Here is a 13,199-nt window from a genome sequence, read left to right on the forward strand (position 1 = left end):
ATTTCACTCAGGAGAATAAGCATTTCACGGATGCGCTCGAATGCTTTGACTCGAAACTTGGTTGGACCGCCTCTTTGCTGCGTGATTAGATCGCAGCACTTCAATCCGTTGGATGGGAATCGAGCATGGCGAACCGGTTTGGCAAAGTGGGCGGCGCATTCGCGCCATTCAGATGGCTGCGCGCGCTGGCGTGCTTCGGTGCAATCGCGCTGCCCTGCGCGGCGCATGCGGCAGATCCCTTGTGGGTGGGTGTGAGCGGCCCGTTGACCGGCCAGGATGCTCAGTACGGCGAACAGTGGAAGCGCGGCTTCGACCTCGCGCTCGACCAGATCAACGGCAGTGGCGGCATTCACGGCCATCCGCTGCAATACGACTTCGAAGACAGCCGAAGCGACCCGCGTCAGGCCGTGGCGATCGCGCAGAAGTTCGTGGGCGACAGCCGCATACTGCTGGAGCTGGGCGACCTCTCCAGCGGCGCTTCGATGGCCGCTTCGCCCATTTATCAACGGGCGGGCCTCGTGCAATTCGGCTTCACCAATTCGCATCCCGACTTTACGAAGGGCGGCGACTATATGTGGAGCACGGCAATCAGCCAGGCGGAAGAGCAGCCGCTGCTCGCGCAATATGTGACGGGCGGGCTCGGCTTCAAAAAGATCGCGGTGCTCTACCTGAACACCGATTGGGGCCGCACGAGCGAGGACATCTTCGCGAAGGCCGCACGTGCGCACGGCGCGCAGATCGTGGCCGCCGAAGGCTACCAGCCCGACGAAAAGGATTTTCGCGCGACGCTCACGCGGGTGCGCAGCGCCAACCCCGATTCGATCGTGCTGATCTCCTACTATTCGGACGGCGCGCAGATCGTACGCCAGGCGCGCACCGCGGGCATTACGCTGCCGATTGCCGCAGTCGGTTCGGTGTACTCGCCGAAGTTTCTCGAACTCGGCGGCGATGCCGTGAACGGCGTTTATACCGAGTCGAACTTTTTCCCCGGCGACCCGCGCCCCGAAGTGCAAAGCTTCGTCCAGCGCTATCGCGCGAAATACGGCGCCGACCCCGACACGTTCGCCGCGCGCGCTTACGACGCCATGATTCTCGCGGGCGAATTGCTGCGCCGCTATGGCGCGACGCGTGCCGCCGTGCACGACGGACTCGCGAAGATCGACGATGTGCCGAGCGTGATTTTCGGCCGGTTTCGCTTCGACCCGCAGACGCGCCGGGTGGCGGGCGCGAAGAATCAGGATCTCGTCGTCAAGGACGGCAAGTTCGCGCGCTGGGACGGCGCGAGCGCGCTGCGTGCACAGTAAGCGTCGCTTCCTGGAGGAACCCCCGAGACCATGAGTGCATGGCTTGACTACACCCTCAACGGACTGATCGTCGGCAACATCTATGCGTTGCTGGCGGTCGGGCTCGCACTGATTTTCGGCGTATCCCACCTCATCAATTTTGCTCATGGCTCGGTGTACATGGTGGGTGCGTTCATAGGCTGGCTGTGCCTCATGCGGTTTGGCCTGCCTCTGCCCGTTGCGCTCGCCGTCACCGTTGCGGGATGCGCAGCGCTCGGCATGGCGATCGAACGCATCGGTTTGCGGCCGCTGCAGGGCGCCGCGCGTATCGCGCCGCTGCTCGCCACCATCGGCATCAGCTTCGTGCTCGACCAGCTTGCGCAACTCGCGTTCGGTCCTGATCCGCGCCCGGTGCCGTCGCCGCTGCCGAACTGGACGTTGACGGTCGGCGGCGCGACGCTCGGCTCGCTCGACGTGCTGATCGCGGCGATCGGCGTCGGCGCGGCCGCCGTGCTCTATGCTTTCCTGCGCTTTAGCCGCCTCGGCTGGGCCGTGCGCGCGACCGCACAGGACCGCGACGCGGCGCAGCAAATGGGCGTGGACGTCAACGCAGTCAACCGCGCGGTGTTCGCCATCGCGTGCGGACTTGGCGGCCTGAGCGGGCTGCTCGTCGGCATGTACTACAACAGCATCGACCCGGCGATGGGCTTCCAGGCCACGCTCAAGGGCGTCGTCGCGCTGCTGATCGGCGGGCTCGGCAACGTGCCGGGCGCGATCGCGGGCAGCCTTATCCTCGGGCTCGTCGAGAGCTACGGCGTGGCGCTCTTTGGCACGAGCTACCGGGATCTGTTTGCGTTCGTGCTGCTGCTCGCATTTCTGGTTTGGCGTCCTAATGGCTTGTTCAGCGCCAACCGGCGTTTGCCGCCGGAGCCGCTCACGGGCACCTTCGTCTCGAATCGCCGGGCGCTGAGCGTGCCCCGACCGGTGATCGCCACCCTGGTCGAGATCGCGGCCGCGCTGCCGCTCGCGATCTCGTCGTCTTACGTGCTGCAGACGCTCGCGAACGCGTGGATTTATGGCCTCCTGGCGTTGAGCCTCACGCTCGTCGCCGGCACCGTGGGGCAGATCTCGCTGGGGCACGCGGCGTTGCTGCTGATCGGCGCCTATGCGTCGGCGCTGCTTTCGGCCGATTTCGGCTGGACGCCCGCGTTGACCATTTTGCTGGCGGGGTTGCTGACGGCGGCGCTCGGCACGCTGCTCGTCTATCCGTCGTTTCGGCTTCGCGGCCACTATGTCTCGATCGCGACGCTCGGCATCGGCGAGATCGTGGGGCTCGTCGTGCTGAACTGGGACAGTCTCACGCGCGGCCCGATCGGCGTGTCGGGGATCGCGCCGCTCTCGTTGTTCGGCTGGACGCTCGACAGCGCCCGCTCTGTCTACTGGTTCACGCTCGCCGTGCTGGTCGCGCTCGCGCTGCTGCAGTTGCGGCTGTTGCAATCGCATCTGGGGCGCACGTGGCGCGCAGTGCGCGAAGACGACGTGGCCGCGCGGGCCTACGGCGTGAGTCCCAACCGCTACAAGGCGCTCGCGTTCGCGTGGGGCGGCTTCGCGGCGGGCATGGGGGGCGGCATCGCTGCGCACCTGTATAGCTACATCAACTATCAGACCTTCGATTCGCAGGTGTCGATTCTCGGCCTGACGATGGTGATCCTGGGCGGCCTCGGTAACGTTGCGGGCGCAATCATCGGCGCGACGGCGCTGATTAGCCTGCCCGAGCTGTTCCGCTTCGCCGCCGAGTATCGCATGCTCGTTTATGGCGTCGTGCTCCTGCTGCTCGTGCGGTTCCGGCCGCAGGGCCTGTTCGGTTCGGTTTGAGGGGAAGACACATGCCCACGAATGTCACGGCAGATGCCGAAATCCTCTTCGACGTGCGTAACGTGACGCGCCGGTTCGACGGACTGACCGCGGTCGCGGGCGTGAGCTTCTCGATTGCGCGCGGCGAATGCGTGAGCGTGATTGGTCCGAACGGTGCGGGCAAGTCCACGCTTTTCAATCTGCTGGCGGGCGCAGACATGCCCAACGAAGGCGTGATCCGTTTCGACGGCGAGGACGTGACCGGCTACGCGCCCGAGCAGCTCGCCGCGCGCGGCCTCGCGCGCACGTTCCAGCATGGCCGCGTGTTCGGCAACCTGAGCGTGCTCGATAACGTGTTGATGGGCGCGCATGCGCGCCTCGATGCTGCGCGCCGCGGCTTGCCGGTTGCCGGAGCGGTAGCGGAACTGCTGCGCGCATTGTTTCAGCCGCCCGCCGTGCGGCGCGAGGAAGCGGCACTGCGCGCCGAAGCGCGCGCCGTGATCGCTCGCTTCGGCGAGCGTCTTGCGCCGCGCGTCGATCAGCCCGCGCACAGCCTTTCCTATGCGAACCGGCGGCGCGTGGAAATCGCGCGCGCGCTGATGCTCGGTCCGCGCATTCTGCTGCTCGATGAGCCGACCGCCGGCATGAACGAATCCGAAACGGCCGAGATGCTCGCGCTGCTGCTCGAACTCAAGCGCGAAGGGCTGACCATCCTGCTCATCGAGCACAAGCTAGAACTCGTCATGACGCTGTCCGACCGCGTGCTCGTGCTCGACGAGGGCCGCGTCATCGCGGCGGGCGTGCCGCACGACGTGCGCCACGATCCCGCCGTGATCGAGGCCTATCTCGGTCATCGTCAGGTGGGCGCCAACGACCTTTCTCGCGCGGTAGCCATATGAGCGAGGCGCAAGTCATTCCGCTTTTCAACGATGCCTCACGCGAACGCCGCGCCATGACTACGCCGCTCTTGAAACTCGACCGCGTCGACACGTTCTACGGCCAGAGCCAGGTCCATTTCGGCGTGACGGTGGAGGTGCCGCGCGGCGAGATCGTTTGTCTGCTCGGGGGCAACGCGAGCGGCAAATCGACGACCATGAAAGTGATTCTCGGGCTGCACAAGCCGCGCGCGGGCACAGTGAGCTTCGACGGCGCGCCGCTCGACGGGCTCGATACCGCGCAGATCGTACGCCGCGGGATCGGCTCCGTGCCGGAGGCGCGACGGCTGTTCGGCGACATGAGCGTGCGCGAGAACCTGTTGATGGGCGCCTTCACGCGGCGCGACCGCGAGGGGATCGCGGAAGATTACGAGCGCATGCTTGAGCTGTTTCCTCGCGTGAAGGAGCGGCTCGGTCAGCGCGCGGGCACGCTCTCGGGCGGCGAGCAGCAGATGCTGGCGATGGCGCGCGCGCTGATGAGCCGCCCGAAGCTCGTCTGCATGGACGAACCGACCATGGGACTTTCGCCGCTTTACGTCGACAAGGTGCTCGACCTGATTCGCACGATCAACTCGCAAGGCGTGACGTTTTTCATGGTCGAGCAGAATGCGAGCCTCGCACTGCAGATCGCGCATCGCGGCTACGTGCTGCAGACGGGGCGTGTGGTGCTGTCGGGCGAGGCTTCGGCGCTGCTGGCCGATGAGCGTATTCGCGACGCCTACCTGGGCGGCCCGCTTGCTTCGAAAACTGCGTCGTGAGCGGGCCGACCCAGGATCAGGATACCCAGGTAATGCACGGGGTCAGGCGGACTGCCAGCGCGCGTCGGCGACCGTGAGTTTCTTCGGAATCAGCTTGAGGCTGGAGAACGTGTCGGCGATCTGCTGCTGGTAGGCGAGCGTGGCGCTGTCGACAGGCTGCACGCCGTAGCCGGTGCGACGCAGCGCGACTTCGAGCGTGGCGGCGTCGAGTCCGACGAGCGGCGCAAGCTGCGCGGCCACCGCCGGGACGTTGTCGCGCGCCCACGTGTCCACGGCGGTGACCTCTTCCAGCAGCGCGTGGACGACGGGCGCATGCGCATTGGCGAAGCTGCGGCTCGCAGTGTAGTACTGCGTGTTACGCACGAGATGCTCGCCGTTCGCGATCGTGCGCGCATTGGCCTGACGTTCGATCGCCGCGAGGTATGGGTCCCAGATCACCCATGCATCGACGCTGCGGCTCGTGAACGCGGCTCGTGCATCGGCGGGCGCGAGATAAGCGGGCTGAATGTCCTCGTACTTGAGCCCCGCGTTCTGCAGCGCCTTGACGAGCAGATAATGCACGTTCGAGCCCTTGTTGAGCGCGACGCGCTTGCCGCGCAAATCGGCGGTCGTGCGGATCGGCGAGTCCTGGTGGACGACGATGGCTTCGCCCAGCGGCGCCGGCGGCTCGCTTGCGATATAGACGAAATCCACGCCGCCTGCCTGCGCGAAAATGGGCGGCGTCTCGCCGACCGTGCCCACATCCACCGCGCCGGCCGCGACCCCTTCCAGCAGCTGCGGGCCGCCCGGAAACTCCAGCCATTGCACCGTGAAGCCGAGCGGTGCAAGGCGCGTTTCCAGTGTGCGGCGTGCCTTCAGCAGAACGAAGTTGCCGTATTTCTGAAAGCCGATGCGCAGGACCTTGCTGTCCTGCGCGCGCGCCGCTCCGCTTTGCAGCGCCAGCGCGGCCGTGCCCGCGAGCCCGGCTGCGCCGCGCAACGCGGCGCCGGTCGCCGCAAGCGAGGCGAGCTTGAGGAGTGTACGGCGAGAGCCGTTTGCGGTGTGATGGTCATGGTTGTCGTTCGACATTGCTTTTTCGGTCCTGTCCGGAAATGCGTGGAAATGCACGGAAACGGCCGCTGGCGCGCGGCAGATCGCCTCCCACCTTAATCCGTTTTATCGTCTGTACAACCAAGATATTGTCAGATGCTTATGGCGGCGCCGCCTTCTGCAAAGTGCGGCACGACCGAATCGTCGGCCTTGAACGCAAGCGGCGACTTCCCCGGGAGGAAAGCGGGCGGAGCTGGGCGGCGAGGGCGCGCGTCATTGTTCGGCGTGCCACGGCGTCAGCCTGCGTTGCAGCACGCGCAGTCCGAGTTCGAGGACGAGCGCAATGGCGCCGATCAGCAGAATGCCGGCGATCACCACGTCGGTGACAAGAAAGCGCGACGCGGAGTACACCATGAAGCCGAGGCCGCGTGTCGCGGCGATCAGTTCGGCGGCGACGAGCGTCGACCAGCCGGCGCCGAGCGCGATGCGCACGCCAGTGAGGATTTCCGGGAGCGCGCTCGGCAGCACGACGAGCAGAAGGAGCTGCCGGCGCGTGGCGCCGAGCGTGGAAGCCGCGAGCAACCGGCTCTTCGCGACGCGGCCGGCGCCGGCGGCGGTTGCAATCGCCAGCGGAGCGAAAATGGTCAGATAGATGAGCAGCACCTTCGAAAGCTCGCCAATGCCGAACCAGATCACCATGAGCGGCAGATACGCGAGCGGCGGCACCGGGCGATAGAACTCGATGACGGGGTCGAGCACGCCGCGCGCAATGCGGTTCGTGGCGATGGCGATACCGGCGGGAATGGCGGTGACGAGCGCCAGCGCGAATGCGAGCGCGATACGCGCGAGGCTGGCGCCAAGGTGCTGCATGAGCGTGGCGTCGTCGAAGCCGTCGGTGTAGAGCGAGATCAGCTTTCTTAGCGTCGCTTCGGGCGTGGGCAGCAGGACGGGCGGCAGCCATTGCAGGTGGCTTGCGAGCCACCACGCCGCGAGCAGCACGGCGAGCGTCGTCGCCGTGGCCGCGTGGCCCGCATGGAAGCGCGCGCCGGCACGGCGTGCCCCGGCGTCGCCGGGCGCGGCTTCGCCGACGTTGCCGGGGGCAAACGCGGGTTGCGCACGCGAGTCGTTTGTCGCCATGTCAGGCTCCTTCTGTTTCGCGCATGAGCTGATCGAGCAGCTCGAGATGAATCTGGATGAATTCGGGATCGCTGCGGATCGAGCGCAGCGATTCGCCCTCGGCATAGCGGCGAGAGAATGTCAGCCCGTGGCGCGCCACGACGCGGCCCGGCCGCGGCGAGAGAATCAGCAGTTCGGTCGCGAGCAGCACGGCCTCTTCGATGCTGTGCGTGATGAGGAATATGCCCTTGCTGGTTTTTTTCCAGACTTCCAGCAGCAGGCTTTGCATGTGTTCGCGCGTGAGTGCGTCGAGCGCGCCGAGCGGTTCGTCCATGAGAAGAAACGCGGGGTCTGCGGCGAGCGCGCGGGCGAGCCCCACGCGCTGGCGCATGCCGCCCGAAATCTCGCCGATGCGATGCCGCTCGAAGCCCTGCAGCTTCACGAGTTCGAGCACCTGAGCCGCGCGCGCCTCCCGCTCCGCACGGTTCGCGCCGCGCAGGCGCAAGCCGAACGAGACGTTTTCGATCACGTTGAGCCACGGCATCAAGGCGTCATCCTGGAAGACCACGCCGCGGCTCGCGTCGGGGCCCGTGACGATTTCGCCGTTCTTCGTCACGGTGCCCGACGAGGGCGTCTGAAAGCCCGCAAGCAGCGAGAGCAACGTGCTTTTTCCGCATCCGGAGGCGCCTAGCGCCACGACGATTTCGCCGCTTCGCACCGCAACCGAAACGTCCTGCAGCGCCGTAAGCGAGCCGCGCGCCGTCTGGTACACGACGCTCACGTTCCGGGCTTTCAGTTCAGCCATGATTCACTCCGTCAATCGATGCGCCCGCGATGGCCGACGCGCGTTACCTGTTTCGACGAGATTCGTCTTCTCATTTCGCGGCGGCAACGAAGCGCGCGTCGATCGCACCGCTGTAGTCGGGCAGAGCCTGATCGATCTTTTTCTGTTCCTGAAGGAAGTGCGCCGTTGCCGCGACCGCCCTGGCCGTGCCGCCGCCGAGCAGCGCGGGCGAAGCCTGCTCCGTCGCGTTGGGGTAGCGGTTGCCCGCGAGCAGTTGCGGCACGTCGGCCGGGCTTGCGCCGCTCAGCTTCGCGATGGCCGCGACCTGGCTCGACGTGCTCGTCCAGGACGAGCCATTTGCCTGGTAATCCGAATTGGCATGCACGGTCACCCGGACGAACTTCTGGACGAAGTCCGGATGCGCCTGCGCGAAATCCTTGCGGACGGCCCAGAGGTCGAAGGTCGGCGATCCCCATTTACCGACCTGGGTGGAATCGACGAGTACGTGCCCCGTTTCCTTCGCCTTGCCGAGCGCGGGGTCCCACGTGTAGGCCGCGTCGATTTCTCCGCGCGACCAGGCGGCAATGGTTTCAGTCGGACCGAGATTGACGATATGCACCTGGTCCGGGCGGATGCCCCAATGCTTGAGCGCGGCCAGCAGGCTGTAATGCGACGTGGAAACGAACGGCGTGGCGATGGTCTTGCCGATCAGGTCCTGCGGCTTGTCGATATGCGCGCCGTTGCGCACCACGAGCGCTTCCGAGTCGCCCGTGAGCGCATTGACCACGACCGCCTCGACCGGCACCCCGCGGCTGACGGCGGCGGCAAACGGGCTCGATCCCACGTCGCCGATCTGGATGTCGCCGGAAGCGAGCGCGGCGACGACGTCCGCGCCCGTGTCGAAGCGGCGCCAGTTGATGGTCCATCCGGTGGCTTTTTCATACGCGGCGGAGGCCTGCGCGAGCTTGGCGGGGTCGGCGCCGTACTGATAGGCGATATTGACCGTTTCCGCGCGGACTGCCGCGCCGTGCGTGAGGAGGACCGCCAACGCGGCGTTGGCGGCGATACTCTGGAGGAGGGGTTTGAGTTTCATGGTCGTCTGCTGTTCCAGTAGCGTATTGAAAAGGTTAGCGTGGGCGGTCTTGACGGCTAACCAACGAAACATCACTTGCATATGCGCGCGCGCTCAGAACGAATGCCGCAAGCCGATGCGAACGTCGGCCTGCGTCGAGGTGGTCGAGGGCATGAAGCTGTAGCCGATGACGGCATCGACGCCTTGCGACGCCTTGAGCCAGTCGCCGGAGAGGTAGACGTCCGTGCGTTTCGAGAGCAGGTAGTGCAGGCCCGCCGACACCTGGTTCCAGTGATGGCCCTCGAAGTGCGTGTACTGGTAGCCGCCGATCGCGCTGAATGCGTGCGTGACCTGCCAGTTCGCGCCGCCTTCCGCGACCTGCATGTGCGAGGTTTCGCCAAAGGCCTTGATGGTCGTGCAGGTGAAGTTGCCCATCAGCGTGACGTTGCTGAACGCATAGCTCGACCCGATGCCGAAGGTGCCCTGCCGCTCGACGGGGAATGACGTGCTCGAATAGAGGTCGGTGAGGGCGCCGGTTGCCGGGTCCACGCTCACTGTCGGGCGGCCGAGGAAGCTGCGCGTGCCGATCATCGCGTAGGGATCGAACGCGTAGATGCCGTGAGGATTGTTGAGCTGTGTGTAGGCCGCTCCAGCCGTGAAGTTGCCTCTGGCGAAGTGCGCCCCCAGACTGTAGGCGCTGTCTTCATGGAAGTTGCCTGCCACGTTGCCGAACGACCACATGCCGCCGAACGTGAAGCCGCCGAAGTCCTTCGAGAGAAACTTGATGGAATTCGGCAAGCGGTCGGCGTTCAGGCGGTCGAAGTCGCCTTGGTGAATGGCGTAGCCGCTGGCCCATGCGGAGATGTTGTATAGCGATACCATTTCGGCCGTCATGTCGAGCTGGTTGCCCAGCGAGAGCGTGCCCCATTCATTCGAAAGGCCGACGTATGCCTGGCGGCCGAACTCCGCGCCGCCGAAACCGAGCTGTCCCGTGCCGAGATGAAAGCCGCTTTCGAGGACGAAGACAGCGGAAAGTCCGCCGCCCAGATCCTCGACGCCTTTCAGGCCCCACCGGTTGCCATAGGAGACGCCATCGCTGAATTCGGCGAGATGCGCGCCGCCGCTATTGTTCACATAGGTAACGCCGGCGTCGAGAATGCCGTAAAGCGTGACGCTGCTTTGCGCGTGCGCCGTGCACACGCCTGTCAGGATGAGGCTTGCGAGCGTGCCGCGCAGGCCGTACGTGAGAGCGACTGGTTTTTTTGTACGCATGGAATTGTGATAGGTGCGCGTGGTAGGCGAATCTCGCGGCGAAAGCTTCGATTACCCGTGCGATGAGGCACGCATGCCTCATGAAATGCCAGGTAATCCAAACTATCGTCCGGCGACCCGGATTCGATTTCGAGTCGCCAATATCACCGACCGGCACCGTGCGCGTGAAGACACCGCGCGTTTATTCCCGCATAAGAGGCGCTTATACGGCGAGATTTTGTTATTTGCTTATGCCGCGCGGTCATTTGTGCGCGCAGATCGTCCTGCGCGACGTGGCGCATCGCCGGAGGGCGGACGCATGGCGCTCAGAGGGCCGTCTGCGGTTGGCAGGTGCGGAACATCCAGCGCCTGAATTGCTGCACGGCGCTCGCTTCGGGCCGCGCGGGAGGGCGCACGAGAAAATAGCCGCGTTCGGTTACGACGGGGGCATCGATGAGGCGCACGAGCAAGCCTCTTTCGATCAGGTCGTCGACCAGCGGTGTCCAGCCGAGCGCGACGCCATGGCCGAGCAGCGCCCCCTGGATCACGAGCGAATAGCTGTTGAAGGTCATGCTGCGCGCCGAGCCGGGCGTGGGGAGTCCCTTGGCCGCGAACCACGAGTCCCAGGCGAGCCAGCGCGCCGGTTCCAGCGCCTGCACATGGAGCAGCGGCAAATCCGCGAGATCGTCGGGTTTCGTTACCCCGCGGTGAGCGGCGAAAAACGCGGGCGAGCATACGGGTGTGACTTCTTCCGCGAAAAGACGCGTGGCCGTGCACGGCTTCCAGTTGCCGTCGCCAAACGCGATCGCCACGTCGACGCGGTCGTGATAAGGATTGAAGGCCGTCTGCGAGGTGACGATCTTGACGTCGAGCGCGGGCATGGCGTGCTTGAGCGACGCCAGGCGGGGCACGAGCCAGTACGCGGCGAATCCCGGATCGGTATGAATGGTCAGCGCGCTGGCCGCGCGGCTCGTGCGGATTCTCCCGGCCGTGAGCCGTATCGTTTCGAGGCTCGTGCGCACCGTTTCATGAAGCCGCTCGCCTTCGGGCGTCAGCGTCACGCCGCGATGGCCGCGCGCAAAAAGCGGGGCGTCGAGGTCGGCCTCGAGCTGAACGATGCGCTGGCTCACGGCGGGCTGCGTCGTGCCGAGTTCGCGCGCCGCAGCCGTGAAGCTCTTGAGCCGCGCCGCCGACTCGAACGCGAGCAGCGCCTGCATGGGCGGCAGCCGGTCGTGGGCGCTTTCGCGCGCAATGGCGGCAGTGGGCTCCGGCGGCGCGGACATGGCTGGCTTTGCGGACATATCGATCTCGAATGCGGGGTTGACGACGTGCCGCGCCGGCCGACGCGCGCTTATGTCGCTTATGCGCCCATAAGCGCAGCGGGGCTTCACGGGGCGGGGGCGCTGGCATAACGTCTTGCTGCACGATGTGCTGTACGTCCGCCCCGGCGGGCGCGCATCACGTAATCAGGACCGTTCATTCTATCCACGCAAGCAAATGGCTCATATTGCGAAACCGAATATCCTTATCTTGATGGGCGACCAGATCACGCCCGCGGCGTTGCGGCCTTATGGCAACACCGTCGCGAAGACGCCGCGCATCGACGCGCTGGCGCGTGAAGGAGTGGTATTCGATTCGGCCTACTGCGCGAGCCCGCTTTGCGCGCCTTCGCGCTATTCGCTGGTATCGGGCTGTCTGCCCTCGAGAATCGGCGCTTACGACAACGCCGCCGAACTGCCCGCGCAAACGCTGACCTTCGCGCACTATCTGCGCCACGCGGGCTATCAGACGGTGCTTTCGGGAAAGATGCACTTCTGTGGGCCCGATCAGCTCCACGGGTTCGAGTCGCGCCTCACCACCGACATCTATCCCGCCGACTTCGGCTGGGTGCCTGACTGGTCCGCGCCGCAGGTGCGGCAGAGCTGGTATCACAATATGACGTCAGTGCTCGACGCCGGCCCGTGCGTGCGCACGAACCAGCTCGACTTCGACGACGAAGTGACGTTCACGGTGCGTCAGAAACTCTTCGATATCGCGCGCCGGCGTGCGGCTGGCGACGACGAGCGGCCTTTCCTGATGGTCGCGTCGTTGACCCATCCCCACGATCCGTATGCGATTTCCCGACAATACTGGGACCTCTATCGCGACGACGAAATCGATTTTCCCAAGACGACGCTGAGCTACGAGGAGAGCGACGCGCACTCACGCCGTCTGCGCGATGCGTGCGAGATCGACGCGACGCCGGCGTCGCGCGACCAGGTGCGACGCGCGCGGCGCGCCTACTATGGCTCGCTATCGTATGTGGACGCCCAGTTCGGCACGATCCTCGACACGCTCGAGGCCGTGGGTCTCGCCGACGATACCATCGTCGTGTTCACCTCCGATCACGGCGATATGCTCGGAGAACGCGGGCTCTGGTACAAGATGACGTTTTTCGAAAACGCCGCGCGGGTGCCGTTGATCGTGCACGCGCCGGGGCGCTTCGAAGCGCGGCGCGTGCGCGAATCGGTCTCGCATGTCGACCTGCTGCCAACGCTCGTCGAACTCGCGACGGGCACGATGCCCATGCCGTGGCCCGACGTCATTGACGGGCGCAGTCTGCTGCCGCATCTGCGCGGCGGGAACGGACATGACGAGGCAGTCGGCGAATATCTGGGCGAAGGCGCCGCCGCACCGATCGTGATGATTCGCCGCGGGCGCTTCAAATACGTGTATTCGCCCGCGGACCCCGAGCAGCTTTTCGACCTGCTGGACGACCCCCTGGAGTTGCGCAACCTCGCGGCGGATTCCGCTTATGCGTCGCGCTGCGAGGCCTTTCGCGACGAAGTGTGCCGCAGATGGCGCCTCGAAGCGCTGCGCAGCGACGTGCTCGCGAGCCAGCGTCGCCGCCGCTTTCACTTCGAGGCCACGCGGCGCGGCCGCATCGCGCAATGGGACTGGCAACCCGGGGAGGACGCGAGCCAGCGATATATTCGCAGCCATCTCGACCTCGACGCGCTGGAGGCGCTTGCGCGCTTTCCTCGCGTGCGCTGAGCGGCCACGCCAGGCTCCCTGGCGGCGCGCGCATTTCCGTTGTCTCCGAGGAACGCAGATCGCGGTACGTTGATTTCCTAAGGC

11 protein-coding genes are annotated in these 13,199 nt (G+C 65.7%); 5 read left to right on the forward strand and 6 right to left on the reverse strand.

Features of this window, described 5'->3' with window-relative positions:
* The first annotated feature begins 125 nt into the window (after window positions 1-125).
* The 4 genes from BLU17_RS11195 to BLU17_RS11210 are packed head-to-tail and all read left to right on the forward strand — an operon-like array spanning window position 126 to window position 4,830.
* Window positions 126-1,304, forward strand: a complete 1,179-nt coding sequence (locus tag BLU17_RS11195; protein WP_091996797.1) for an ABC transporter substrate-binding protein — start codon at window positions 126-128, stop codon at window positions 1,302-1,304.
* A 30-nt stretch (window positions 1,305-1,334) separates the two neighbouring features.
* A complete protein-coding gene (locus BLU17_RS11200) occupies window positions 1,335-3,158 on the forward strand; it encodes an ABC transporter permease (protein WP_091996798.1) in 1,824 nt (607 codons plus the stop codon).
* A gap of 11 nt (window positions 3,159-3,169) precedes the next feature.
* Window positions 3,170-4,036 carry an ABC transporter ATP-binding protein gene (locus tag BLU17_RS11205; RefSeq protein WP_091996799.1) on the forward strand — a complete coding sequence of 289 codons (867 nt, stop codon included), beginning with the start codon at window positions 3,170-3,172 and terminating at the stop codon, window positions 4,034-4,036.
* 53 nt (window positions 4,037-4,089) lie between these two features.
* Window positions 4,090-4,830 (forward strand): ABC transporter ATP-binding protein, encoded by a 741-nt coding sequence (locus BLU17_RS11210; protein ID WP_091996898.1) that lies wholly within the window; start codon window positions 4,090-4,092, stop codon window positions 4,828-4,830.
* Window positions 4,831-4,872: 42 nt separating this feature from the next.
* Here BLU17_RS11210 and BLU17_RS11215 read toward each other — a convergent pair whose 3' ends face one another.
* The 6 genes from BLU17_RS11215 to BLU17_RS11240 all read right to left on the reverse strand — a co-directional run bounded on the left by BLU17_RS11215 (window position 4,873) and on the right by BLU17_RS11240 (window position 11,299).
* A complete protein-coding gene (locus BLU17_RS11215) occupies window positions 4,873-5,898 on the reverse strand; it encodes a sulfonate ABC transporter substrate-binding protein (protein WP_091996800.1) in 1,026 nt (341 codons plus the stop codon).
* A gap of 234 nt (window positions 5,899-6,132) precedes the next feature.
* Window positions 6,133-6,996 (reverse strand): taurine ABC transporter permease TauC, encoded by an 864-nt coding sequence (gene tauC / locus BLU17_RS11220; protein WP_091996801.1) that lies wholly within the window; start codon window positions 6,994-6,996, stop codon window positions 6,133-6,135.
* 1 nt (window position 6,997) lies between these two features.
* Entirely contained in the window at window positions 6,998-7,780 is a 783-nt protein-coding gene (locus BLU17_RS11225; RefSeq protein WP_091996802.1) for a taurine ABC transporter ATP-binding protein, read from the reverse strand.
* A gap of 70 nt (window positions 7,781-7,850) precedes the next feature.
* Window positions 7,851-8,852 carry a taurine ABC transporter substrate-binding protein gene (tauA, locus tag BLU17_RS11230; RefSeq protein WP_091996803.1) on the reverse strand — a complete coding sequence of 334 codons (1,002 nt, stop codon included), beginning with the start codon at window positions 8,850-8,852 and terminating at the stop codon, window positions 7,851-7,853.
* A 93-nt stretch (window positions 8,853-8,945) separates the two neighbouring features.
* On the reverse strand, window positions 8,946-10,103 hold the full coding sequence (locus tag BLU17_RS11235; RefSeq protein WP_091996804.1) for a porin: 1,158 nt from the start codon (window positions 10,101-10,103) through the stop codon (window positions 8,946-8,948).
* A 305-nt stretch (window positions 10,104-10,408) separates the two neighbouring features.
* On the reverse strand, window positions 10,409-11,299 hold the full coding sequence (locus BLU17_RS11240; protein WP_091996899.1) for a choline sulfate utilization transcriptional regulator: 891 nt from the start codon (window positions 11,297-11,299) through the stop codon (window positions 10,409-10,411).
* 280 nt (window positions 11,300-11,579) lie between these two features.
* Here BLU17_RS11240 and betC point away from each other — a divergent pair, with 280 nt between their 5' ends.
* Complete coding sequence (gene betC / locus BLU17_RS11245; RefSeq protein ID WP_091996805.1) at window positions 11,580-13,115, forward strand: choline-sulfatase; 1,536 nt, start codon at window positions 11,580-11,582, stop codon at window positions 13,113-13,115.
* Window positions 13,116-13,199: the final 84 nt, after the last annotated feature.

Source organism: Paraburkholderia lycopersici, from assembly GCF_900096975.1.
GTDB classification, from domain to species: Bacteria; Pseudomonadota; Gammaproteobacteria; order Burkholderiales; family Burkholderiaceae; genus Paraburkholderia; species Paraburkholderia lycopersici.